The organism is Halomonas shantousis, assembly GCF_054654615.1.
In genome coordinates, this window is the sequence record NZ_BAAIER010000002.1 from 770,780 (window position 1) to 794,480 (window position 23,701).

The 23,701-nt window shown below is 63.1% G+C and carries 17 protein-coding genes; 15 read left to right on the top strand and 2 right to left on the bottom strand.

Annotated elements, in window-relative coordinates:
- Positions 1–27 precede the first annotated feature (27 nt).
- From aceE to ACYQ12_RS04330, 8 genes are all read left to right on the top strand, one after another.
- On the top strand, positions 28–2,703 hold the full coding sequence (gene aceE / locus ACYQ12_RS04295) for a pyruvate dehydrogenase (acetyl-transferring), homodimeric type (RefSeq protein ID WP_459868222.1): 2,676 nt from the start codon (positions 28–30) through the stop codon (positions 2,701–2,703).
- A 91-nt stretch (positions 2,704–2,794) separates the two neighbouring features.
- Entirely contained in the window at positions 2,795–4,843 is a 2,049-nt protein-coding gene (gene aceF, locus ACYQ12_RS04300; RefSeq protein WP_459868225.1) for a pyruvate dehydrogenase complex dihydrolipoyllysine-residue acetyltransferase, read from the top strand.
- Positions 4,844–5,210: 367 nt separating this feature from the next.
- The gene (locus tag ACYQ12_RS04305) at positions 5,211–7,001 is read left to right on the top strand and encodes a methyl-accepting chemotaxis protein (RefSeq protein ID WP_459868228.1); all 1,791 of its coding nucleotides are present in this window, start codon (positions 5,211–5,213) and stop codon (positions 6,999–7,001) included.
- A gap of 148 nt (positions 7,002–7,149) precedes the next feature.
- Positions 7,150–7,920: a TerC family protein gene (locus tag ACYQ12_RS04310; RefSeq protein ID WP_459868230.1), complete on the top strand. Its 771-nt coding sequence runs from the start codon at positions 7,150–7,152 to the stop codon at positions 7,918–7,920.
- Between the two features lie 217 nt (positions 7,921–8,137).
- Positions 8,138–8,794 (top strand): adenylate kinase, encoded by a 657-nt coding sequence (adk, locus tag ACYQ12_RS04315; RefSeq protein WP_459868233.1) that lies wholly within the window; start codon positions 8,138–8,140, stop codon positions 8,792–8,794.
- Between the two features lie 105 nt (positions 8,795–8,899).
- Positions 8,900–9,586, top strand: coding sequence for a tRNA (adenosine(37)-N6)-threonylcarbamoyltransferase complex dimerization subunit type 1 TsaB (tsaB, locus tag ACYQ12_RS04320; RefSeq protein WP_459868236.1), 687 nt, complete (start codon positions 8,900–8,902; stop codon positions 9,584–9,586).
- Positions 9,587–9,657: 71 nt separating this feature from the next.
- Entirely contained in the window at positions 9,658–10,455 is a 798-nt protein-coding gene (locus tag ACYQ12_RS04325; RefSeq protein WP_459868239.1) for an undecaprenyl-diphosphate phosphatase, read from the top strand.
- 68 nt (positions 10,456–10,523) lie between these two features.
- The gene (locus ACYQ12_RS04330) at positions 10,524–11,231 is read left to right on the top strand and encodes a class I SAM-dependent methyltransferase (RefSeq protein WP_459874462.1); all 708 of its coding nucleotides are present in this window, start codon (positions 10,524–10,526) and stop codon (positions 11,229–11,231) included.
- 33 nt (positions 11,232–11,264) lie between these two features.
- Here the strand turns inward: ACYQ12_RS04330 and plsB are convergent, their stop codons facing one another.
- Positions 11,265–13,700: a glycerol-3-phosphate 1-O-acyltransferase PlsB gene (gene plsB / locus ACYQ12_RS04335; RefSeq protein ID WP_459868242.1), complete on the bottom strand. Its 2,436-nt coding sequence runs from the start codon at positions 13,698–13,700 to the stop codon at positions 11,265–11,267.
- Between the two features lie 122 nt (positions 13,701–13,822).
- Between plsB and ACYQ12_RS04340 the strand changes: the two genes are divergently transcribed.
- Positions 13,823–14,944 (top strand): phospholipase D-like domain-containing protein, encoded by a 1,122-nt coding sequence (locus tag ACYQ12_RS04340; protein WP_459868245.1) that lies wholly within the window; start codon positions 13,823–13,825, stop codon positions 14,942–14,944.
- A 24-nt stretch (positions 14,945–14,968) separates the two neighbouring features.
- On the opposite strand, the gene ACYQ12_RS04345 is transcribed toward ACYQ12_RS04340, so the two are convergent.
- Entirely contained in the window at positions 14,969–15,619 is a 651-nt protein-coding gene (locus ACYQ12_RS04345) for a YecA/YgfB family protein (protein ID WP_459868248.1), read from the bottom strand.
- Between the two features lie 62 nt (positions 15,620–15,681).
- On the opposite strand from ACYQ12_RS04345, the gene ACYQ12_RS04350 reads away from it, so the two are divergent.
- The 6 genes from ACYQ12_RS04350 (at position 15,682) to ACYQ12_RS04375 (ending at position 23,502) form a co-directional block, all read left to right on the top strand.
- Positions 15,682–16,230 (top strand): SprT family zinc-dependent metalloprotease, encoded by a 549-nt coding sequence (locus ACYQ12_RS04350; protein ID WP_459868251.1) that lies wholly within the window; start codon positions 15,682–15,684, stop codon positions 16,228–16,230.
- A gap of 162 nt (positions 16,231–16,392) precedes the next feature.
- Positions 16,393–18,345 carry an acetate--CoA ligase gene (acs, locus tag ACYQ12_RS04355; protein WP_459868254.1) on the top strand — a complete coding sequence of 651 codons (1,953 nt, stop codon included), beginning with the start codon at positions 16,393–16,395 and terminating at the stop codon, positions 18,343–18,345.
- Positions 18,346–18,657: 312 nt separating this feature from the next.
- Complete coding sequence (locus ACYQ12_RS04360) at positions 18,658–19,320, top strand: response regulator (protein WP_459868257.1); 663 nt, start codon at positions 18,658–18,660, stop codon at positions 19,318–19,320.
- Positions 19,321–19,650: 330 nt separating this feature from the next.
- Positions 19,651–20,400 (top strand): gluconate 2-dehydrogenase subunit 3 family protein, encoded by a 750-nt coding sequence (locus ACYQ12_RS04365; protein ID WP_459868261.1) that lies wholly within the window; start codon positions 19,651–19,653, stop codon positions 20,398–20,400.
- The gene (locus ACYQ12_RS04370) at positions 20,400–22,163 is read left to right on the top strand and encodes a GMC family oxidoreductase (RefSeq protein WP_459868264.1); all 1,764 of its coding nucleotides are present in this window, start codon (positions 20,400–20,402) and stop codon (positions 22,161–22,163) included. The genes ACYQ12_RS04365 and ACYQ12_RS04370 overlap by 1 nt, the downstream gene beginning before the upstream one ends.
- A gap of 85 nt (positions 22,164–22,248) precedes the next feature.
- Positions 22,249–23,502, top strand: a complete 1,254-nt coding sequence (locus ACYQ12_RS04375) for a c-type cytochrome (RefSeq protein ID WP_459868267.1) — start codon at positions 22,249–22,251, stop codon at positions 23,500–23,502.
- Positions 23,503–23,701 lie beyond the last annotated feature (199 nt).

Sequence of the window (23,701 nt, forward strand, 5' to 3'; positions counted from 1 at the left end):
ATATTTCCTTCATTCGGAGAGACATCTATGAGTCTGGAGGCAAGAGAAGATCTCGATCCGATCGAAACCACGGAATGGCTTGACTCCCTGGAATCGGTCCTGGATCGCGAGGGCGAGCAGCGTGCCCAGTACCTGCTGAGCCGTCTGGCCGACCGTCTGCGCCGTGATGGCATGCAGGTGCCTTTCTCGGTCACGACCCCGCACCGCAACAGCATTCCGGTCCATCGCGAAGCGCGCATGCCGGGCGATCTGTTCATGGAACGGCGCATTCGTTCACTGATCCGCTGGAACATGGCCGCACAGGTCATCCGGACCAACAAGAAGCACAAGGGGCTGGGCGGTCATCTGGCCAGCTTCATGTCGAGCGCGACGCTGTACGACGTGGGTTTCAACCACTTCTTCCGCGGTGCCGAGGGCGACTTCAAGGGCGATCTGATCTATATCCAGGGCCACGTGTCGCCGGGCATCTACGCACGTTCCTTCCTTGAGGGGCGGCTGTCCGAGGAACAGATGGACAAGTTCCGCCAGGAGGTCGATGGCGATGGTCTGCCATCCTATCCCCACCCCTGGCTGATGCCCGATTACTGGCAGTTCCCGACGGTGTCGATGGGGCTTGGCCCGATCACGGCGATCTACCAGGCGCACGTCATGAAGTATCTCGACGCGCGCGGCCTGCAGCCGATGCATGATCGCAAGGTCTGGGCCTTCCTGGGCGACGGCGAGTGTGACGAGCCGGAATCCCTGGGTGCCATCCACCTGGCCAGTCGCGAGAAGCTCGAGAATCTGATCTTCGTCGTCAACTGCAACCTGCAGCGTCTCGATGGGCCGGTGCGTGGCAACGGTCGCATCATGGACGAACTCGAAGGCGTCTTCCGCGGCGCCGGCTGGAACGTCATCAAGGTGGTCTGGGGACGCTTCTGGGATCCGCTGTTCGAGCAGGATACCAAGGGCATCCTGCAGAAGCGCATGGACGAAGCGGTCGACGGCGAGTATCAGAACTACAAGGCCCAGGGTGGCGCCTACACGCGCGAGCACTTCTTCGGCAAGTACCCCGAGACCGCGGAAATGGTCAAGGATCTCTCCGATGAAGACATCTGGCGGTTGAACCGCGGCGGCCACGATCCGTACAAGGTCTATGCCGCCTACCACGAGGCGTTCCACAACACCAACGGCAAGCCCACCGTGATCCTGGCGCACACCGTCAAGGGCTACGGCATGGGTGGCGGTTCCGGCGAAGCCGACATGGAAGCGCACCAGATCAAGTCGATGGAACCCGAGGCGATCAAGAAGTTCCGCGACCGCTTCGGCATTCCGGTCACCGACGAGCAGCTTGAACACGGCATGCCGTACTACAAGCCGGCCGATGACAGCCCGGAGATGAAGTACATGCATCTCATGCGCGAGCGTCTCGGCGGCTACCTGCCGGCGCGCAAGAGCGACTTCGAGCCGCTCGAGATCCCGGGTCTCGACGACAAGATGTTCGCCAGCCAGACCAAGGGGTCGGGCGAGCGCGAAGTTTCGACCACCATGGCCTTCGTGCGCATACTCAACGGCCTGGTCAAGAACAAGTCGTTCGGCAAGCATGTGGTGCCGATCGTGCCCGACGAGGCGCGGACCTTCGGCATGGAAGGCATGTTCCGCCAGCTCGGCATCTACACCTCCGAGGGACAGAAGTACGAGCCCATGGATGCCGGCCAGATCATGTACTACCGCGAGGATCAGGCCGGTCAGATTCTCGAGGAGGGCATCACCGAGGCGGGCGCCATGTCGGCGTGGATCGCCGCGGCGACATCCTACTCCAACCACCATATGCCGTTGGTGCCGTTCTTCATCTACTATTCGATGTTCGGCTTCCAGCGCGTCGGCGATCTGGCCTGGGCGGCCGGCGACATGCAGGCGCGCGGCTTCATGCTCGGCGGCACGGCGGGGCGCACCACGCTCAACGGCGAAGGCCTGCAGCACCAGGATGGCCACAGCCATATCCTGGCGTCGACCATCCCCAACTGCCGCAGCTACGACCCCACCTACGCCCATGAGGTGGCGGTGATCGTGCAGGACGGCCTCAAGCGGATGTATCAGGAAAAGGAGAACTGCTTCTATTACCTGACCCTGATGAACGAGAACTACCCGCATCCGGAAATGGCGCCGGACTGCGAGGAAGGCATCATCAAGGGCATGTATCTGCTGCGCGAGACCGAGGGCGGCAAGGCGCGCGTCCAGCTGCTGGGCTCGGGCACCATCCTGCGTGAGGTCGAAGCGGCTGCGGAGATGCTCAAGGCGGAATACGACATCGGTGCCGATATCTGGAGCGTGACCAGCTTCAACGAGCTGCGTCGTGAAGCGCTGGGTATCGATCATGCCAGCTTCCTCAATCCCGATGCCGAGCCTGCCAAGCCCTGGATCACCCAATGCCTGGAAGGCCGCGAGGGGCCGGCAATCGCCTCGACCGATTACATGAAGCTGTTTTCGGATCAGGTCCGCGCCTGGGTCCCTACCGACTACCATGTACTGGGAACCGACGGTTACGGTCGTTCGGACACGCGTGAGAAATTGCGCTACTTCTTTGAAGTCGATCGCTACTTTGTCGTCGTTGCCGCGCTCAAGGCGTTGGCCGATCGCGGCGAGATCGACCGCAAGCTGGTCAAGCAGGCGCTGGAGAAGTACGGCATCGATCCGAACAAGCCCAACCCGCTGACGTGTTGATCCACCGCGCTGGGCGGACGACGTCCGCCCCGTGGCATGAATGGCTAGGCCAGATTGCTAGGCCTCAGATTGCTAGCAAAGGAGCGCGACCTTGAGTAGCGAAATCATTAAGGTTCCCGATATCGGTGGCAGCACCGATGTCGAAATCATCGAGATTGCGGTGTCCGAGGGTGATGTCATCTCTGCGGAAGACACCATGATCACGCTCGAATCCGACAAGGCCAGTATGGATGTGCCGGCGCCCAAGGGTGGCAAGGTACTGAAAGTGCTGGTCAAGGAAGGCGATACCGTCTCCGAGGGCGACGACATCCTCGAGCTGGAAGCGGAGGGCGAGGGCGACGGCGAGTCCCAGGACGCCGAGCCGGCCCCGGAAAAGGCCGAGAAGCCGCAGGCACCCGCCGAGGAGAAGCCGGCGGCGGAGAAGTCCGCACCCAGGAAGTCATCGGATGGCGGCAAGCGTACCGTCGAGATCAAGGTTCCCGATCTCTCCGGCAGCGAGGATGTGCCGATCATCGAACTCGCCGTCAGTGAAGGCGACGAAGTGGATGTCGAGGATCCGCTGATCACGCTGGAGTCCGACAAGGCGTCGATGGATGTGCCGAGCCCTCACAAGGGCAGGATCGTCTCGCTGTCGGTCAAGGAGGGCGACACCGTCTCCACGGGCGACGTGATCGGCAGCATGGAGATCGCCGGGGAAGAAGGCGCCGGGGACGAGAACGCCGAAGCGGCGTCAGACGAGCAGGCCGACTACACCGAGACGGCGGCGCCCGACGAGGCCGACAGCGGTGACGTCGAGGAGAGCGAAGGCGAATCCCAGCGCAAGGAGGTCCGCGTCCCCGATCTCGGCGGCAGCGACAACGTGCCGATCATCGAGGTGGCGGTCGCCGAGGGCGACGAGATCAACGAGGAAGACCCGCTGATCACGCTGGAGTCCGACAAGGCGTCGATGGACGTGCCCAGTCCGTTCAAGGGCAAGCTCGTCGAGCTCGCGGTCAAGGAGGGTAACAGCGTCTCCGAGGGCGACCTGATCGGCTACATCGAGGTGGTCGGGGCCGCCAAGCCCCGGAAGGCCAAGTCGCCCAAGCCGGAGGAGAAAGCCGAGTCGGCGGACCAGGGCCAGACACGCAAGCCGGCAGACAAGGCCAGCCAGGTTCAGAACGTCGAGGCAACGGCGACACCGAGCCCCGAAGCGCAGATGGCCGCGCACAAGCCACGCGACGGCAAGCTGGTGCACGCCGGCCCGGCAGTGCGCATGCTGGCGCGCGAGCTGGGTGTCGATCTGGCCCAGGTCAAGCCCAGCGGCCCGAAGGCGCGTGTCCTCAAGGAGGATGTGCATGCCTACGTCAAGCAGGTAATGAAGCAGCAATCGGCAGCACCTGCCGCTACGGCGGCGACGGGTGGAGCGGGTATCCCGCCGATCCCGGCGGTCGACTTCAGTCAGTTCGGCGAGGTCGAGGAGCAGCCGATGGGGCGCCTGCTCAAGGCGGGTGCCGCCAACCTGCACCGCAGCTGGTTGAATGTACCTCACGTCACGCAGTTCGACGAGGCCGACATCACCGAGCTGGAAGCCTTCCGCAAGGCGATGAAGGCCGAAGCGGAAGCCGAGGGTGCCAAGCTGACGCCGCTGCCGTTTCTGATCAAGGCGTGTGCCTTCGCGCTGCGCAAGTACCCCCAGTTCAACGTCAGCCTGCATCCGGATGGCGACAAGCTGATCTGGAAGAAGTACGTGCACATCGGCATTGCCGTGGACACGCCAGACGGGCTGATGGTGCCGGTGATTCGCGACGCCGACAAGAAATCGCTGTTCGAGCTGGCGCGCGAGTCCGTGGACTTGGCCAAGCGGGCCCAGGCCAAGAAGCTCAAGCGCGAGGAGATGCAGGGTGGCTGTTTCTCCATTTCCAGTCTGGGGTCCATCGGCGGCACGGCATTCACGCCGATCGTCAATGCCCCCGAAGTGGCGATTCTCGGCGTCTCCAAGGCACAGATGAAGCCGGTGTGGGACGGTAAGGAATTCGCGCCGCGGCTGATGATGCCGCTGTCGCTGTCCTACGACCACCGTGCCGTCAACGGCGCCGACGCGGCACGTTTCACGGCCTTCCTGGCACAGGTGCTGACCGATATTCGCCGGTTGCTGTTGTAAGTCGTTCGCCGGTAGTGCGGTTTGCCGGTAATGAAGCGGCTCCCTTGGGGAGCCGCTTTTTTATGGCAACGTTTTTCATGGCAACGTTTCCGTAGCGCCAGTCCAGGCCGGAAGACTATTAGGATTCCAATTTAAATAATTTTCTTATATTAAAGCTTTTCCTGAAGGCCCCGATATACCGGATTAAGCAGCCGCTAATAGGTGCCGCTCCCGACAGAACTGCCGTTGTTCCAGGCGGCTTCTCCCCGATTTGCCAGCCATCACTCACGTCTCTGCCTTGAGAGCAACCCCGGGTACAGAGGGGGGACAGCGAGCGGAACGGTTCATGGTCCTTCTCCCACATGGAAAAATTCTAGGATTCACCACCATGCGAAAAGCGCTTATCCCCAAGTTCCTGCACCAGCTGTCCCTGCAGGGCCGAATCCTGATGGCGATACTGCTGCCGCTGGCCATCGTCACGGCTCTGCTCGTCTTCGAGAGCACCACACGCCTTCAGGCGCGCGGCGAGGCGAACGTGCAAGCGCAGCGCGAAACACTGCTTGCGGATCGTCAGGAGTCGCTTAAGCATCTCGTCCAGACGGCGATGACCGCCATCGCACCCATCTATGACAATGCCGGTGCCAACGACACGCAGGCCAAGCGTCAGGCGGCGGAGATCCTGCGCAGCATGCGCTACGGCGAGAATGGCTATTTCTTCGTCTATGACTATCAGGGTACCAACGTCGTCCTGCCGACCAGTCCGGAGACGGAGGGCAAGAGTCTATGGGAGAAGCAGGCACCCAACGGGGACTACATCATTCAGGGCTTCGTCAAGCAGGCCAAGGCGGGAGGGGGCTTCCACGATTACCCGTGGGCCAACCCTTCGAGCGGTCAGGACGAGCCCAAGCTCTCTTATCTGGCGGGCCTGGACAAGTGGAACTGGGCATTGGGTACCGGTGTGTACATCACCGATATCGAAGAACAGGTCGCGGTACTGCGCAAGGAGGTGGAGGCGGAGGTCGCCAAGAGCGTGCTGGTCAATGGGTTGATCAGCCTGGCAGCGTTCCTCATCGTCGGTGTCATTGCCGTCATCGTCACTCGTCGCATCATAGGCCCTATCCGCCGGACTAGCGCGGCCATGGAAGACATCGCCTCGGGTGAAGCGGACCTGACCAAACGCCTGCCGGTGGTGCGCAACGACGAGATCGGCGAACTGGCCGAGCAGTTCAACGCCTTCGTGGCGCGTATCCAGACCACGCTGCTGGAGGTGCGTGGCAGCACCGACTCGGTCGGGCATGCCGCCGGAGAGATCGCCCAGGCCAGCCAGGATCTGGCTGGACGCACCGAACAGGCGGCCTCCAACCTGCAGCAGACCTCGGCCTCCATGGAGCAACTGACCGGTACGGTGGGCAATTCGGCGGAGTCGGCGGTCCAGGCCAGTCAGCTGGCCCAGACGGCAGCCGATGTCGCCAAGCGGGGCGGCGAGGTGATGGGCCAGGTGGCGCACACCATGGCGGACATCAACGCTTCATCGAAACAGATCGGTGAAATCATCGAACTGATGGACGGCATCGCCTTCCAGACCAACATCCTGGCCTTGAATGCCTCGGTCGAGGCGGCGAGAGCCGGGGAGCACGGCCGCGGCTTTGCCGTGGTGGCCGGTGAGGTACGCAACCTGGCCAGCCGTTCGGCCCAGGCCTCCAAGGAGATCCGGACCCTGATCGACACCTCGGTAGAACGTACCCGCTCGGGAACGCAGTTGGTCGAGAGCGCCGGGCATACCATGCGGGAGATCGTCGACAGCGTCATGCGTGTCACTGACGTGATCAGCGAGATCAGCGCGGCGACCAAGGAACAGAGCGTCGGTATCGGACAGGTCAACAGTGCCGTGGCGGAGCTGGACCAGATGACGCAGCAGAACGCCGCCATGGTCGAGGAATCCAGCGCCGCCGCCGACGAGCTGCGCTCCCAGGCGCAACGTCTGGCCGGAACGATCGCTGCCTTCCGCCTGGGCGCCAGCCAAGCGTCGGCCGAGCATCTGAGGGAGGTGAACGGGCTCCCCGGTGCGTCCCGGACACCCTCTGCACGGGCTGCCCTGAGCGCTTCCGCGAGCAAGTCGCTGCCTGCTCGTGGCGGCAGTGGCAAGTCTCAGGCCGAGGAGGACTGGAGCACTTTCTGATAGCGGCACACCGGGCGCTAACCTGCCTTGAGAAAAACGCAGTATGATCTGTTCGCGCGGCCCTGTCGGGCCGCTTTTTTATGATGAGCCCGTCGAGACACGTCTGCGGCGGCCGATGGCGGCGTTCACGAGGCAAGGAGAAGCAAAGATGGAATGGCTGATGGATCCGCAGGCCTGGATTGCGCTGGCGACGCTGACGGCCCTGGAGATCGTGCTGGGCATCGACAACATCATCTTCATCTCGATACTGGTCGCTCGTCTACCGGTGGCGAGACGTCAGGCAGGGCGACTGCTGGGGCTGGGATTGGCGATGGGAACGCGTATCCTGCTGCTGCTGTCGCTGTCGTGGCTGATGTCGCTGACCGAGCCCTGGTTCGGCGTGCTGGGCCGGGAATTTTCCGGGCGCGATCTGATTCTGATCATCGGCGGGCTGTTCCTGCTGGGCAAGAGTACTCATGAGATTCACGCCAATCTCGAGGGCGATGATGTCGAGGAGACGGATGCGGCGCGAGGCGGTTCGGCCAACTTCTGGAGCGTGCTGGTACAGATCGCGCTGATCGACATCGTCTTCTCGCTGGATTCGGTGATTACCGCCGTGGGCATGGTCGATCAGGTGGAGGTCATGGTCGCCGCCATCGTCATTTCGGTCGGCATCATGATGATCGCCGCCAAGCCGATCGGTGACTTCGTCGACGCTCACCCCACGATCAAGATCCTCGCCTTGTCGTTTCTGATCCTGGTGGGCATGACGCTCATGGTGGAGGGATTCGGCATTCACGTGCCCAAGGGGTACATCTATTTTGCCATGGCATTCTCGCTGACGGTGGAAATGCTCAATATCCGTCTGCGGCGCAAGCGTCAGAGCGCCGTGACGCTGCGTCGGCATCAGACGGATGAGATGCCACCGCATGACGGTTAAGGACGACCAAAGTGGTATTCTGCGCTTAACGTCTTGTTCGAGAAGGTATTGTCAGTAGCCTTTCCAGCCTGGATGACACCTTTCTCGCTTGTGCGGTCAAGGCGCGCCGGGTATCGTCTGTACCATCCGCCTATTTTGTCATGCCCGGCCTCGCGTTCGGGCATGACACACGCGTTTCCTAATAAGTCTTGAGACGATTATCCAAGGAGCAGTGCAGATGCGTTTGATCCTGTTGGGCGCCCCGGGCGCAGGCAAGGGCACCCAGGCCCAGTTCATCAGCGAGCGGTTCGGCATTCCGCAGATTTCCACCGGCGACATGCTGCGTGCCGCGGTCAAGGAAGGCAGCGAACTGGGGCTCAAGGTCAAGGAGATCATGAACAGTGGCGGCCTGGTGTCCGACGACATCATCATCGCCCTGGTCAAGGAACGCATCAGTCAGCCCGACTGCGAGAACGGCTTTCTGTTCGACGGTTTCCCGCGCACCATTCGCCAGGCCGATGCCATGAAGGAAGCCAACGTCAAGATCGATCATGTGCTGGAAATTGCGGTCGACGACGAGGAAATCGTCAAGCGTCTTGCCGGACGCCGGGTGCATCCCGATTCAGGGCGTGTCTATCATGTCGACTACAATCCGCCTCGCCAGGACGGCAAGGACGACGTGACCGGCGAAGCCTTGATCCAGCGCGACGACGATCGCGAGGCAACCGTGCGCAACCGTCTGTCGATCTACCACGACCAGACGGCACCGTTGATCCAGTACTATCGCCAGTGGGCCGAGCAGGAGCCTCAATCGGCACCCGCCTACCACTGCATCAAGGGCGTGGGCAGCGTCGAGGATATCCGCGCGCAGGTCATCGCCGCTCTGGAGAGCTGATTCCATCTCCATCATGGCGAAGCCGGGATCGTCGGGCGGTCCCGGCTTTTGATTGCCATGTCACCTTCGTATAATGCCGCTTCACTCTTTCGGCCCGGAACTCCCATGTCCACTCTGCTGGCTCTGGATGCCTCCTCAAGCGCCTGCTCCTGCGCACTCTGGCAGGATGGCGAGGTGATCTCGCGTTTTGCCCTCACACCCCGCGAACATACCCGCCGGCTGATGCCGATGATCGATGATGTGCTGAGCGAGGCAGGCGTCACCTATGCCGCGCTGGATGCCCTGGCCTATGGTCAGGGACCCGGCTCCTTCACCGGGTTGCGCATCGCTGCCGGCGTTGCCCAGGGGCTGGCCTTCGGCCTGGATCGTCCACTGATCGGCGTTTCGACTCTCGAGGCCCTGGCCTTGGCGGTTCATCGCCAGCAGCACGCTCGGCATGTCGTGGCGGCGCTGGATGCGCGCATGGGGGAGATCTATGTCGCCGCCTATCGATGCCATGAGCAACAGCTCGAAACACTGCTCGAGGAAGCCGTCATGCCTCCTGAGCGTCTTGTCTTGCCGTTGTCGTCGGCCGATATCGACTGGGTGGGTGTCGGCTCGGGCTGGGCCTTGTGGGATGACATGCCCGTGACGATACATAACGCCCTCGGTCAGTGCCTGCCCGAGCAGCAGCCCGCCGCCGAGGAAATGGTTCGCCTGGCCGCCCAGCGTCTGGCGGCGGGCAGGACGTCCGCCGCCCACGAGGCGATCCCCGTCTACCTGCGCAATGAAGTCGCCTGGCGCAAAGGGTGACAAAGTCCATTCTTCATTAGGCGACGCTTGTTTGAAACAATAGGTTTCTATCACGTGACTAAGGATTCCCCATGGACGGGTTGCATGTCGTAGTCCTGGCTCTGATTCAGGGGCTGACAGAATTTCTGCCGATTTCCTCTTCCGCCCACCTCATTCTGCCCTCCCAGGTTCTCGGCTGGCCCGACCAGGGACTGGCCTTCGATGTGGCCGTGCATGTCGGCTCGCTGGCGGCGGTGCTGATCGCCTTTCGTCATCAGGTCATCGAGATCGTCCACGGCTGGTGCCGACAGTTCACCGGGGGCGGGCAGAGCCCGGAAAGCCGGCTGGGCTGGGCGGTCATCCTCGGGACGATTCCGGCCGCCCTGGCAGGGCTGATCTTCGAAGACTGGATTGAACTGACGACGCGCTCGGCGCTGGTGATCGCCATGAGCACACTCGTCTTCGGCGTGGTGCTGTGGTGGGCGGATGCGCGCGGTCGGCGTGAGCGCGAGTTGCCGGCGCTGGATCTGCGTGCCGCGCTGTTGATCGGCCTGGCTCAGGCGCTGGCGCTGATCCCCGGCACGTCGCGCTCGGGAATTACCATGACGGCGGCGCTGCTGCTCGGCTTTACCCGCCAGGCCGCGGCACGCTTTTCCTTTTTGCTGTCGATTCCCTTGATTCTGGCCGCCGGTTCGCTAAAGACTCTCGAGCTGGTCCAGGCCGGCACCAGTGCGCAGTGGGAAGACATCCTGCTGGGAACCGCGCTGTCCTTTGTTGCGGCCCTGGTCTGCATCAAGCTGTTTCTCGTCGCCCTGGATCGCATCGGCATGCTGCCCTTCGTGATCTATCGTCTGCTGCTGGGCATCGTGCTGCTGATATGGGTGGTATGACGCCGCCGGTCGACGGCATCGTTCCGGTCGCGGTGACGGGCGAGGCGCTACGTGATCTGGCCGAGCGAATGGGGCTGCCTTGGGTGGCTGCACCGCACGAAGCGGCGCTGGTGTTGGTGGCGACGCCTCGGGGCCTGGCGATCGCCGGTGACGAGGCGCATTACGGCAAGCCGATCCTGGCGGACTTCGTCGGTGGCAAGGCCGGGCATCGTCGACGCTTCGGCGGAGGGCGTGGGCAATTGGTTGCCAAGGCCTGTGGCCTGGGTAAGGGTGTCACCCCCGATGTCATCGATGCCACGGCTGGGCTGGGGCGCGACGCCTTCGTCCTGGCCAGTCTCGGGGCGAGAGTGCTGATGCTTGAACGGGTCGCGCCGATTCACGCTCTGCTCGAGGACGCCCTGGCGAGGGCCGAGGCCGAACCGGAAATCGCCGAGATCGCCGCACGTCTTTTCCTGAGGCATGCCGATGCGGCGACCGAGCTGGAGCGCGCCGTGCGCGACAGCGAGGTGACGCCGCAAGTGGTGCACCTCGATCCGATGTTTCCCCATCGCGACAAGTCATCGCTGGTCAAGAAGGAGATGCGGCTGTTTCGCGAGCTGGCGGGAGACGACATGGACGCCCCGAGCCTGCTCGAGGCGGCTCTCGACGTGGCGACGCACCGCGTGGTGGTCAAGCGGCCGCGCAAGGCGCCCCCCATCGAGGGCCCCGCGCCTGGCCATGTCATCGAAGGCAAGACCAGCCGCTATGACCTCTACGTTCACCGCGCCCTGAAATAGGCATCGGTTCACGTTGCGCCGGGCGCGGGGGTCTCATGGCCTGGCCAGCTTCCCCAGGCGCTGACGTAGCGCCGGATCGAACAGCGCACGCAGCCGATGCTGGGCATTCTCCAGCGCCTCGCCGTAGCATAGCCGGTCGTTTTCCTGCCATAACCAGCCGTCGGCCTCGAGCGTGTCGAGCAGCCCGCTGAACAGGCGCTTGTCGAAGAACTCGGGGGCGTTGAGGCCGGAGAGTAGCGTCAGGCGTTCGGCGAGCTGACGGCTGTGCTCTTCCAGCGCTTCGCGGGACAGCCCGCCACTGGCATGGCGCAGCAGCGTCGCCAGCAGCAGATAACCCCGTTCCAGGGTCGGCTGTACCGGTTGCCCCAGCAGGCGCAGCTGCTCGCGGGCTCCCAGGTGCCGGGCGGGGCGGCTCCAGCGTTCCCCCTCGCAAATGAGCAACCCTTCCTGCTGGAGTGCTTCCAGACAGGCCCTGGCCCGTGCCGTCAGGTCGTCCGGTTCGGGCAGATAGAACTCCCGGGCGAGCACTGGCCAGGTCAGCTCGAGCAGGGCCACGAGTTCTGCAAGCGTGAAACGTGCGTTGTTGCGAAAGGCGAAGGCGACCAGGCCGGTGAAAGCGAACAGATGCAGAACGTTATTGCGATACCAGGTGAGCAGAGTGGCCTGTTCCGGTGAGGCCAGTATCAGTTCGCCAAGGGCCTGCCCACGGCGTTCGATGAAACCCAGATGCGCCACATGGGCGATCCACTCCTGCGGCGTCCCGCTGGGGAGCGTCACGCGCTCGCCACCGGGCAGGCGTTGTTGAAGTCTGACCAGCAGTGCCATGTGCTGGTCGAGCAGGTTGGCCTCGATGGCCCGGTGGGGCGTGGCCAGCAGGGTCAGCGACACCAGTGACACCGGATTGAGCGTCGCGGCGGCATTGATGCGTCGGGCGAGCTCTGCACCAAGTGCGGGCACCGCCTGGGTGAGCCAGGCGGGGCGTGTGCTGCCGCGCGATTCCCGCCACTGTGCGGCCTGGGTATCGAGAAAAGCCGTCAATGACAGCGGCGTGCCGATATTGACGCTGACCCGGCCGAAAGGCTGACGCAGTTGACCCACGACGCGCAGCAGGTCCAGCGGCGACTCCTTGCGCTTGCTGGCGCCGCGCAGTTCCTTGAGATAGCTGGCGCTCTCCAGCACCTTTTCATAGCCGATGTAGACCGGCACGAATGCGACGTCACGCTGCGGGTCGCGCACGAAGGAGCGCAGCGTCATGGCGAGCATGCCGGGACGCGGCATCAGCATACGGCCGGTACGCGAGCGTCCGCCCTCGATGAAGTATTCGACAGGATGACCGCGCGAGATCAGCCGGTGAACATATTCGTTGAACACCGCGGAGTAGAGGCGGTTGTCGCGAAAGCTGCGGCGCATGAAAAAGGCACCGCCCCGGCGCAGCAGGGCACCGACGACCGGCATGTCGAGGTTGCGGCCGGCGGCGATGTGCGGCGGCATGAGGCCTTCGCGATAGAGCACGTAGGAGAGCAGCAGGTAGTCGATGTGGCTACGGTGGCAGGGAACATAGATGAGTTCCCTGTCGCCCGCGAGCGCCTTGACGTCGTCGAGCCCATGCACGTCGACGCCGTCATAGAGCCTGTTCCACATGCGGCGCAGCAACTGATACATGAAACGCAGCACCGGATAGGACATGTCGGAAGCGATCTCGCGCCCATAGCGCCAGGCGTGGCGTGTCTCGCGCAGGGGCTGGGTGCCGCGCGCGCTTGCCGTCTCGTTGATGATCCGGCGCACCTCGGGACTGCCCACCACGCCGCGAATCAAGGTACGCCGGTGAGAGATATCCGGGCCCAGCACACGGGTACGCACCCGGCGGAAGTGAACACGCAATACACGGGCCGCCTTGCGTTGGATCAGGGCGGCAGGGCGCTCGTCGAGCAGCATGCGCAGGCGTACCGGCTCGCCCAGGTGGGCTTCAACGCTCTTGCCGTTGATAACGATCGAGAGCAGACGTCTCAGGCGCCCCGACCATTGCCAGCTGTCGGCGGCGAGCAGCTTCCAGAAACCGAAATCCTTGCCTGGGGCACGGCCCCAGAACACGCTGACAGGGACGAGTTGCACCTCGCAGTCGGGATGCTGCTGCAGGATCTCCACCAGGGTCTCGAGGTGACGGGAGCGCGAGCCCTTCAACCCGCCCAGCCCACGCTTCAGGCGGGGCAGGGCGAAGCAGGCCGGCAGAGTAGTGCCCCCGGCCACCACGCGCCCGTCGGCGGCAGGCAGGCCCTGGCGTCGGCACAGCAGTTCCAGCGCCAGCGTATCGGAGAGCGAGGCATGGGGCAGAACGTAGAAGACCGGCTGGGCCGGATCGATTCCCAGTCGCGAAGGCTCGGGCTCGATGAGGCGAAAGTCGAGCCAGCTGCCCAGCAGGCGACGCGCCAGGATGCGCAGGGGATGAAAAAGTGCGCTCGTAAAAGCCATTCGGTTGCCTGTACTCAAGTCGGAAGTGGCATTATAGCGGGACCCTTCATAGCGAAGCGAAACGCTTGGATGTCATGAGGCCTTCATGACAATGTAATCAGGTCGCGGGATAAGGAGCCAGGATGCGCAGCATATGGAGAGCCGGTAATCGCTTCACGCTGCTGCCGGAAGGCAAGCGCTTTCTGCCCGAGATGTTCGCGGCGATCGACGCCGCGCAAGAATCGCTGCTGATCGAGCAGTATCTGATGGAGTCCGGCCAACTGGCCGATCGCTTTATCGAGGCACTGGCGCGGGCCGCACGTCGCGGCGTGTCCGTCATGCTGCTGCTCGACGGCTATGGCTGCATGGGACTGGTGCGGGACGACCGCGAGCGTCTGCGCCAGGCTGGCGTGGCGATACGGGATTTCAATCCTCTGGCGCTGCATCGGTTGAGTGGCAATCTGACCCGTGACCACCGCAAGCTACTGGTGGTGGATGGGCGCGTGGCATTCACCGGCGGATTCTGCATCGTCGATGAATTCATCGAGGCCTGGTATGAGGTGGCGGTACGTGCCGAAGGGCCCGTCGTCGGCGACTGGGTGAGGCTGTTCTCGCGGTTGTGGGATTCGTCGCTGACGCGCGGCACGGGCGAGGCGCTGCGTGTGCGGGGCCTGAAGTTGCACGTCGCGCCGGTGCCCGGCTATCACGGCATGCGGGGGCGGGTGATCTGGGGGCAGGGGCACCGCTATCAGGCGATTCGCCACTCCCTGCATCAGCGCATTGCCACCTCCCGTCAACGGTTGTGGATCTGTACGCCCTATTTCGTCCCGACGCGCACCCTGCTGCGCCGACTGGGACAGGCGGCCCGAAACGGTATCGATGTCCGCCTGCTGTTGCCCGGCGAGAAGCACGATCATCCCACCGTGCGCTACGCCGGGCAGCGCTTCTATGGGCGGCTGCTAAGAGCCGGCGTGCGCATCTTCGAGTTCCAGCCGAACTTCATCCATGCCAAGTTCAGCGTCATCGACGACTGGAGCACGGTGGGATCCTGCAACTTCGATCACTGGAGTCTGCAGTGGAACCTGGAGGCCAATCAGGAGGTGGACGACAAACGCTTCGCCGATGAGGTCGCCGCACTCTTCGAACGCAATTTCAAGACCAGCGACGAGATTCTCCATGCCTCCTGGGCCCGGCGGCCGCGCCTGCAGCGTTTCCGGGAGTGGCTGTTCGGAACGCTGGATACCTGGCTCACGCGGCTGCGCTAGACATGGTGTCTCTGATACCCACGCTCAGCGGCGGCCCTTGCCACGCGGAGCGCCGGGCTTGCGCTTGGGCATCGGCTTGGGCGCCTCCGGCGGGACCCGATAATGCAGATACAGATCCAGCACCAGTTCGGGCAACTGGCGTACCAGTGCTTCGGCCTGGCGAGGAGAGGCAACCAGCTCCTGCATGTCCGGCTCGTCCTCGAACAGCCCCGACAGGGCCATGAAGGGTAGCAGCAACGCCGCGGCATTCTCTTCGTCCTGAGCGAACCAGGCGGCCTCATCGAGAAACACGCCCTCCATGAAGCCGGCGCACCAGTCGCCGATCGGCGTGTCGGCAGGGTCGAGCTCACCGAGCTCGAGATCGAAGGGCAACTCCGGCAGCAGGCCCTGCTCCAGCGCCGCGACGGCGTTGGTGCGCAGGGTTTCCAGCAGGCCCAGAATCCGGTTGCGCTCCGCATCGCCAGTGAATTCGGGTTCGCCATGGAACAGCTCGGCCACCCAGATGGCAGCCTCCGGCTCGCGGGGGGCGACGGCCAGCGCCACGAGAAAGCCGTGAGCGCTGATCAGGTCGAGTGCATCCGGATCGACGCGCTCGGATTCGAGAAACTCGTCCAGAACGTCGAGCGCTTCATCATCGAGCAGGGGTTGGGGAGGGACGGGGGCGGTCTCGTTCATGACAGACTCTCTTGGTTCTCAGGGGTGGACGCTGTCTGCATCTGGCGGCATTCTAGCATCCCATGATGTCACCGACTCTGCCTTCCCCCGATCCCGATCTTCTGGCCGAACTCGATCAAGCGGCTTTATACGCCCATGTCCACGAGCGGGTCGAGGCGGCCTGGCAACTGGCGCGAGAGGTTCACCCCGGGCTTCCCCGTCCCGCCGTATGGTTCGATCTGCGTGGCAAGGGGGCCGGTCAGGCCCACTATGATCGCGGTGGCCTGCGCTTCAATCCGGTGCTGCTGGCGGACAATCGTCAGGCGTTCATGGTCGAGGTCATCCCCCACGAAATGGCTCACTGGCTGGTGTTTCATCTCGACGGCCCGCGCGCCAGGCCGCATGGTCACGAGTGGAAAACCGTCATGCGCAAGCTCTATGGCCTGCCGCCGGTCACCACCCATCGCTTCGACGTATCTCGCGCCAGCCCGGCGCCCTATCGCTATCGCTGTGCCTGCAAGACGCCCCATCACTTTTCGCCACGCCGCCACGCACTGGCGCGGCGCGGTACCGATTACCGCTGCCGGCGATGTCGTGAGTGGCTGGTCTTCGAGGCGCGGATCGACGCTTGATATACAGCTCAACCTGTTGAAAATAATGATAATTTTTTTGATACCAAGGTCTAATAGGGCACATGGTGCCTCCCGGGTATATGCTGAATGCAATTCTAGCGCTGGTACGCTCGGTTCTGCGACGCCAGCGAAATGCATACATCTCCGGTACAGAGGCAGACCATGACCGAACAGCAGAAAGTCTATCCGGTACGCGAAGAACTCGCCGCCAATGCCTGGGCCGATAACGAAAAGTATCAGGTCCTGTATCAGCAGTCGGTGGACGACCCCGAGACTTTCTGGGCCGAGCAGGCCAAGCGTCTGGAGTGGTTCGAGGCGCCGAGCAAGATCAAGAACACCTCGTTTGCATCGAGCAACGTCGATATCCGCTGGTACGAGGATGGCGTGCTCAACGTGTCCTACAACTGCCTTGATCGTCACCTCGAGACCCGTGGCGATCAGCCGGCGATCATCTGGGAAGGCGACGACCCCAGCCTGGACAAGACGCTCACCTATCGTGAACTGCACGCCCGTGTCTGCCAGCTGGCCAATGCCCTCAAGGAGATGGGCGTCAAGAAGGGCGATACCGTCACCCTGTACATGCCTATGGTGCCCGAGGCCGCCATGGCGATGTTGGCCTGCGCGCGTATCGGCGCCGTGCATTCGGTGGTCTTCGGCGGCTTCTCTCCGGATGCGCTCGCGGGGCGCGTGGTGGATTCCCAGTCCCGTGTGGTCATCACCTCCGACGAGTCCGTGCGCGGGGGCAAGAATGTCCCGCTCAAGGATAACGTGGATGCCGCCCTGACCCGTCAGGGCACCGACGTGGTGGAAACGGTGCTGGTGGTCAAGCGTACCGGGGGCGATATCGACTGGCAGGAAGGCCGGGACGTCTGGTTCCACGATGCCGTCGACAAGCAGTCCGACGAATGTCCTGCCGAACGGATGAATGCCGAGGATCCGCTCTTCATTCTTTACACTTCCGGTTCCACCGGTACCCCGAAGGGGCTCGAGCATACGTCAGGTGGCTATCTGGTCTATGCGGCCATGACCCATCAATACGTCTTCGACTACAAGGATGGCGAGGTGTACTGGTGTGCCGCCGATGTCGGCTGGATCACCGGCCACAGTTACATCGTCTATGGGCCGCTGGCCAACGGCGCCACGACCCTGATGTTCGAGGGGGTTCCCAGCTACCCGAACCATGGGCGCATCGGCGAGATCGTCGACAAGCACAACGTCTCGATTCTCTACACCTCTCCCACGGCCATTCGCGCCTTGATGGCGCATGGCGAGAATGTCATGGACTCCAGCAAGCGCGAAAGCCTGCGCGTGCTGGGGTCGGTAGGCGAGCCGATCAATCCCGAGGCCTGGGAGTGGTTCTATCGGGTCATCGGCAACTCCCGCTGCCCGATCGTCGACACCTGGTGGCAGACCGAGACCGGCGGGATCATGATCGCCCCGCTGCCGGGGGCCACGGCGCTCAAGCCGGGCTCGGCGACACGGCCTTTCTTCGGCGTGCAGCCGGCGCTGGTGGACAACGAGGGGCATCGGCTCGAGGGGGCCACCGACGGTAACCTGGTGATTCTCGACTCCTGGCCGGGGCAGGCGCGGTCGATCTGGAACAACCATGAGCGCTTCGTGCAGACCTACTTCTCCACCTATGAAGGGATGTACTTCACCGGTGACGGTTGCCGGCGCGACGAGGATGGCTACTACTGGATCACCGGGCGCATCGACGACGTGCTGAACGTTTCGGGGCACCGCATGGGGACGGCGGAGATCGAATCCTCTCTGGTGGCGCACCATGCCGTGGCGGAAGCGGCGGTGGTGGGATTCCCGCATGACATCAAGGGGCAGGGCATCTACATCTATGTGACCCTGGCCGACGGGTTCGAGCCCGACGAGGATCTCAAGAAGGAGCTGATTGCCTGGGTACGCAAGGATATCGGCCCGATTGCCTCGCCGGATGTCATCCAGTGGGCGCCGGGGCTGCCCAAGACCCGCTCGGGCAAGATCATGCGGCGTATCCTGCGCAAGATCGCTGCCAATGAGTGCGAGGGACTGGGCGATACCAGTACCCTGGCGGATCCCAGTGTGGTGGATGAGCTGATCGAGCATCGCGCCATCCGCCAGTGACGCCGTCAGCCAATCTCGACAGAAGCTTCGAGTAGGAGCTTCGCTGTTTCGCCCGGAACCCATCGCCGCCAGCTTCTTGGCATGCGGGAGATGCACGCCAGCTCTCCCTGGGCTCCGGGCCCTTGCGTACCGGCCATACGGCCGGTCTTTTCATTTTTGTAAGTTTTCCCTCCCAATCCCCTTCAAACAGCGGTATCAGGCTTGGGATCGCAGAGACCTTGGGGTAACATGCCGTAAGAAGAGGCGAACCGATCCCGGCCCGCTACCGCATGGCACGGCTGTTCGCTCAAGGGGATCCGGAGGAGACTCTCAATGGCTTTTGCCCAGAAATTTATCGTCGCCGATGACCATCCGTTATTTCGTGCCGCGTTGAACCAAGCGTTGCGCCAAGTCGCTCCGCAGGCCGAGATCGTCGAAGCCGACACCATGGAGGCGACGACCGAGGTGGTGATGCGTCATCCCGACGCCGATCTGATCCTGCTGGATCTGCACATGCCCGGAGCGCATGGCTTCTCCGGTCTGATTCAGCTGCGCGGTCAGACACCCGATATTCCCGTGGCAGTCGTTTCCGGTAGCGACGAGCCGCATGTGGTGCGTCGTGCCATCGACTATGGTGCCTCGGGGTTCATTCCCAAATCCTCGTCGCTGGACAAGATCGCCGAGGCGATCGGCGAGATTCTCGATGGCGAGATCTGGCTGCCTGCCGAGATGGCCAATACCTTGGGTGAGGCGGATGCGGAGGATACACGTTTCGCCGAGGCGATTGCTTCACTGACGCCGCAACAGTTCCGAGTGCTGAACATGCTCACCGAGGGGCTGCTCAACAAGCAGATCGCCTACGAGCTCAGTGTCTCCGAAGCGACCATCAAGGCGCACGTGACGGCTATTCTGCGCAAGCTTGGCGTGCACTCCCGGACTCAGGCGGTCATCGCGGCTCAGCGACTCGAAGTCGAGCCGCCCAAGGTGGAAAGCTGACGCCGATTTCCTTCCCGAAACACTCGACTCGTCTGTCAGGCCCGCACATCGTTGCGGGCTTTTACTTTTTCGGTCCGTCCACTCCTCTAGGCCAGAACTGGCCAGGCGTCATTTAGCCAGTCGGGATTCGGTTCTCCCATCAACGACTTCGGCTTTATCCAGAACACGACACTGGCTGCCCAAATATACCGGGACGCGCTGGTCCCTCATGCATCGATTTCGCGCAACGTACTGCGGTGCACTTTTATATTTGACAGCTATTGGTTCGATTGCTGAGCTTTATAAGCGAAACATCAATTACAACATGGGACATTACGAAGGAATTTCGTCATGCCACTCAATCGCCGTGATTTTCTGAAGGGCGGCCTTGCCGCCGGGACGTATTATCTCGTGAGCAGCCAGGCGCCGCAGGCCAGGGCGGCGCCTGCCGACTCGCAATGGAGTTCACCGTCGCAGCCGGGCGGGCCACCCGATTACTACGTTCCCCGCACGCCCTATCTGCGTCCGGAAGAGCGGCGCTTCGTCGAGGCCGCCGTGGATCGCTTGATTCCCGACGACGAGCTGGGGCCAGGCGCACTTCGTGCCGGGGTCGCCGATTTCATCGATTATCAATTGGAGGGGTCGTTCGGACGCGCCGAGCGCTGGTACATGGAGGGCCCCTGGCACGACGGTTCCGAGGCTCAGGGGTATCAGTTGCGCTTCACCCCGGCGCAGCTCTACCGCCACTGCATTCCGCTGATCGACGACTACTGCCGCGAGCGGTACCAGGGCCAGGCCTTCCACGAGCTGGATGGCGAGGCAAAGGACAACGTGCTCGAGCGGCTCTCGGAGGGCGACATACCGCTGGACGTCGATGATCCGGCGATGTTTTTCACCATTTTGTGGCAGAACACCCGCGAGGGCTTCTTCGCCGACCCCATGTACGGCGGCAACCGCGAATTCGCCGGCTGGCGTCTCGCCGGCTTCCCCGGGCCGCGCTATAACTACAGCCCGTTCATCACCGACTACGGCAAGCCGTACCCCTATCCCACGGTCGGGCTGCTGGGCAGAGACACCATTCCCCTGAAGGAGATCACCTGATGGCGACCAAGCTGGATTCCGTCGATGTGGTGCTGGTCGGATTCGGCTGGACGGCAGCGATCCTGGCCCAGGAATTGACCGAGGAAGGGCTCGAGGTGCTGGCCATCGAGCGCGGTGGTTTCCGGACCACCGAAGACGATTTCGCGACCAACTTCGTCCAGGACGAATTGCGCTACGCGGTACGCAACGAGATATTTCAGGAGCCGGCTCGCAACACCCAGACCTTTCGCCACAAGCCCGGCGAGCTGGCACTGCCCATGCGCCATCTCGGCTCTTTCAATCCCGGCGTCGGGGTGGGCGGGGCCGGGATCCACTGGAATGGCCAGCACTGGCGCTTTCTGCCCTACGATTTCGAGATCCGCAGCCGCACGGTCGAACAGTACGGTGAGGATTTCATTCCCGAGGGCATGACCATTCAGGACTGGGGGGTGACCTACGAAGAGCTCGAACCCTATTACAGCAAGTTCGAATATCTTTGCGGCACGTCGGGACAGGCAGGCAATCTGGAAGGCGAGATCATGGACGGCGGCAACCCCTTCGAGGGACGGCGTTCTGAGCCTTACCCATTGCCGCCACTCAAGCGCAGTCAGACGAGCGTGCTGTTCGACAAGGCGGCCAGGGAGGTCGGCTATCATCCCTTCCCCGCGCCGGCGTCCAACACCTCCAAGCCCTACGAGAACATCTACGGGGTGCAGATGGGCGAGTGCACCTATTGCGGCTTCTGCGAGTGGTTCGGCTGCGGCAACTACTCGAAGTCCTCGCCCCAGACCACCATCCTGCCGGTGCTGATGAAGAAGTCGAACTTCTCCTACCGTACCCACTGCAACGTCAATCGCGTCAATCTAGACGACACCGGCAAGCGCGCCGTCAGCGTCACCTACATGGATAGCCAGGGGCGGGAGTTCGAGCAGCCGGGCAAGCTGATCGTCCTTTGCGCCTACGCCACGCACAACGTGCATCTGCTGCTGCTTTCGGGCATCGGACAGCCCTACGATCCCGAGACCCAGACCGGCGTGGTGGGCAAGAACTACGCCTATCAGACCACCTCGGGCGTGGATGTCTTCACCGAGGAGAATCTCAACCCCTTCATGGGCGCCGGGGCGCTGGGGCAGGCGATCGACGACTTCAACGGCAACAACTTCGATCATGGCCCGCACGGGTTCATCGGGGGCGGCTACATCTGCGCCTGGACGACGGGTGGGCGGCCGATCAATCAGATGGTCATGCCCGAGGATGCGCCCAAGTGGGGCTCCGGCTGGAAGCAGGCGGTCGCCGACAACTATCTGCGCGCCACGTCCATCAGCTGCCACGGCAGCTCCATGGCCTACCGGGACGCCTATCTCGATCTCGACCCCACCTACCGCGACGTCTACGGCAACCCGCTGCTGCGTCAGACCTTCGATTTTCACGACAACGACCGGCGCATGTCGGATTTCCTGACCGATCGCGCCATGGACATCGCCAAGACGATGAAGCCGCGCCAGTATCAGGCCAACCGGTTGAGCGAGCACTACCAGATCGTGCCCTATCAGACGACCCACAACACGGGAGGCGCCATCATGGGCACGGACCCTGGCAACAGCGTGGTGAATCGCTACCTGCAGTCCTGGGACGTGCATAACCTGTTCGTGATGGGGGCGTGCGTCTTCCCGCAGAACGCCGGCTATAACCCCACCGGTACCGTAGGAGCATTGACCTATTGGGCCGCCGACGCGATACGCAACATGTACCTCAAGAATCCCGGCCCGCTGGTCGATGCGTGAGGACGTTATGCCATTTCTTATCCGTGCTACCGTATCAGGCCTTGCTCTGGCCTCGCTGACGTGCGTTGTGCTGGCGGAAACGGCCATGGCCGACGAGGGTTCCTTTTCGCAGATTCAGCGCGGTCGCTATCTTGTTCTGGCCGGGGACTGCGCGGCCTGCCACACCACCGAGGATGGCGGCTATCTGGCCGGAGGCTTGCCGATTCCGACCCCGTTCGGCGAGATCTACTCGGCGAATCTCACGCCCGACGACCAGACCGGACTCGGCAACTGGAATCAGCAGCAGTTCATCCGTGCGATGCGCGAGGGGGTCCGTGCCGATGGCGCCCATCTGTATCCGGCGTTTCCCTATCCCTCCTTCACTCACGTGACCGATGAGGATCTCGCGGCGATCTGGTCCTACCTGCGCACGATCGATCCCGTGCACAACGCGATCCAGCAGCCCGACCTGATCTGGCCGCTGGGCTGGCGGCAGCTCGTGGCCGGCTGGAAGGCCATGTTCTTCGAGCCCGGGGTCTACGAGCCCGATCCCGACAAGTCCGCGCAATGGAATCGCGGCGCGTATCTGGTCGAGGGGCTGGGGCATTGCGGCTCCTGTCATACGCCGAAGAATGTCTTCGGGGCCGCCGACGAGGACGCACGCTATACCGGCTCGGAACTGCAGCAATGGTTCGCGCCCAGTCTGCGTGGCGGTTTCGACGAGGGCCTGGGTGACTGGTCGAAAGAAAACATCGTCGAATATCTGAAGACCGGGGCCAACGGCGACCATGTCGCCGCCGGGTTGATGCGGGAGGTGATCGAGAAGAGTACCCAGCACATGACCGACGAAGATCTGACCGCCATCGCCACCTACCTCAAGGACCTGCCGGGTGGAGGCGATCGAGTCGGACAGACTGGCCCGGACACGGAGGGAGAAAGCGTGCCTCTCGTCGAACAGCAGGAAGACGGCCGGCAGGAGGAGAGCCAGACCGACGATGGCGAATCCGGTCTGGGACGGGCGCTGTACGTCGACAACTGCACGGGATGCCACGGCTATGATGGCGAGGGCATCCAGAACGTGTTCCCGGAATTGCGCGACAGCCCCATCGTGCAGCAGGACAATCCCGCCTCGCTGATTCACGTGGTACTGCGCGGCGCCCGGGAACCCAATACCGAGGCGCGCCCCAACCTGCTGTCCATGCCCAACTTCGACTGGAAACTCGACGATGATCAGATTGCGGCGCTGTTGACTTACATTCGAGGTGCCTGGGGCAACGACGCCTCGGCGGTGAGCCCCGATACCGTTGCGGATCTGCGTGAAGCGACGACGCTCGAGGCCACGCCCGTAGAGCCCGAGTGACGGAGTCGGAAGCAAGAGCGGGAAAGTTTTTCGGTGGGTTGTGTGTGGGCCGCGTTGGTACCCGGCGAACGGCCATGGCGGTCACTGGCCCCGCGAGGAGGCAAACTCAAGGGCTGCGTCGATCGAGAAAGCGCCTCGGTCAGGGCGCTTTTGAGGTATCGACCGACGTATTTCAGTAAGGCTGAGTCTGATGCGCTCA

Bases quoted from the DNA above. Each gene is read 5' to 3' on its own strand.
- aceE (WP_459868222.1), top strand. From the start codon at position 28: ATGAGTCTGGAGGCAAGAGAAGATCTCGATCCGATCGAAACCACGGAA.
- ACYQ12_RS04305 (WP_459868228.1), top strand. From the start codon at position 5,211: ATGCGAAAAGCGCTTATCCCCAAGTTCCTGCACCAGCTGTCCCTGCAG.
- ACYQ12_RS04310 (WP_459868230.1), top strand. From the start codon at position 7,150: ATGGAATGGCTGATGGATCCGCAGGCCTGGATTGCGCTGGCGACGCTG.
- adk (WP_459868233.1), top strand. From the start codon at position 8,138: ATGCGTTTGATCCTGTTGGGCGCCCCGGGCGCAGGCAAGGGCACCCAG.
- tsaB (WP_459868236.1), top strand. From the start codon at position 8,900: ATGTCCACTCTGCTGGCTCTGGATGCCTCCTCAAGCGCCTGCTCCTGC.
- ACYQ12_RS04325 (WP_459868239.1), top strand. From the start codon at position 9,658: ATGGACGGGTTGCATGTCGTAGTCCTGGCTCTGATTCAGGGGCTGACA.
- ACYQ12_RS04330 (WP_459874462.1), top strand. From the start codon at position 10,524: ATGGGGCTGCCTTGGGTGGCTGCACCGCACGAAGCGGCGCTGGTGTTG.
- plsB (WP_459868242.1), bottom strand. From the start codon at position 13,700: ATGGCTTTTACGAGCGCACTTTTTCATCCCCTGCGCATCCTGGCGCGT.
- ACYQ12_RS04340 (WP_459868245.1), top strand. From the start codon at position 13,823: ATGCGCAGCATATGGAGAGCCGGTAATCGCTTCACGCTGCTGCCGGAA.
- ACYQ12_RS04345 (WP_459868248.1), bottom strand. From the start codon at position 15,619: ATGAACGAGACCGCCCCCGTCCCTCCCCAACCCCTGCTCGATGATGAA.
- ACYQ12_RS04350 (WP_459868251.1), top strand. From the start codon at position 15,682: ATGATGTCACCGACTCTGCCTTCCCCCGATCCCGATCTTCTGGCCGAA.
- acs (WP_459868254.1), top strand. From the start codon at position 16,393: ATGACCGAACAGCAGAAAGTCTATCCGGTACGCGAAGAACTCGCCGCC.
- ACYQ12_RS04360 (WP_459868257.1), top strand. From the start codon at position 18,658: ATGGCTTTTGCCCAGAAATTTATCGTCGCCGATGACCATCCGTTATTT.
- ACYQ12_RS04365 (WP_459868261.1), top strand. From the start codon at position 19,651: ATGCCACTCAATCGCCGTGATTTTCTGAAGGGCGGCCTTGCCGCCGGG.
- ACYQ12_RS04370 (WP_459868264.1), top strand. From the start codon at position 20,400: ATGGCGACCAAGCTGGATTCCGTCGATGTGGTGCTGGTCGGATTCGGC.
- ACYQ12_RS04375 (WP_459868267.1), top strand. From the start codon at position 22,249: ATGGCCGACGAGGGTTCCTTTTCGCAGATTCAGCGCGGTCGCTATCTT.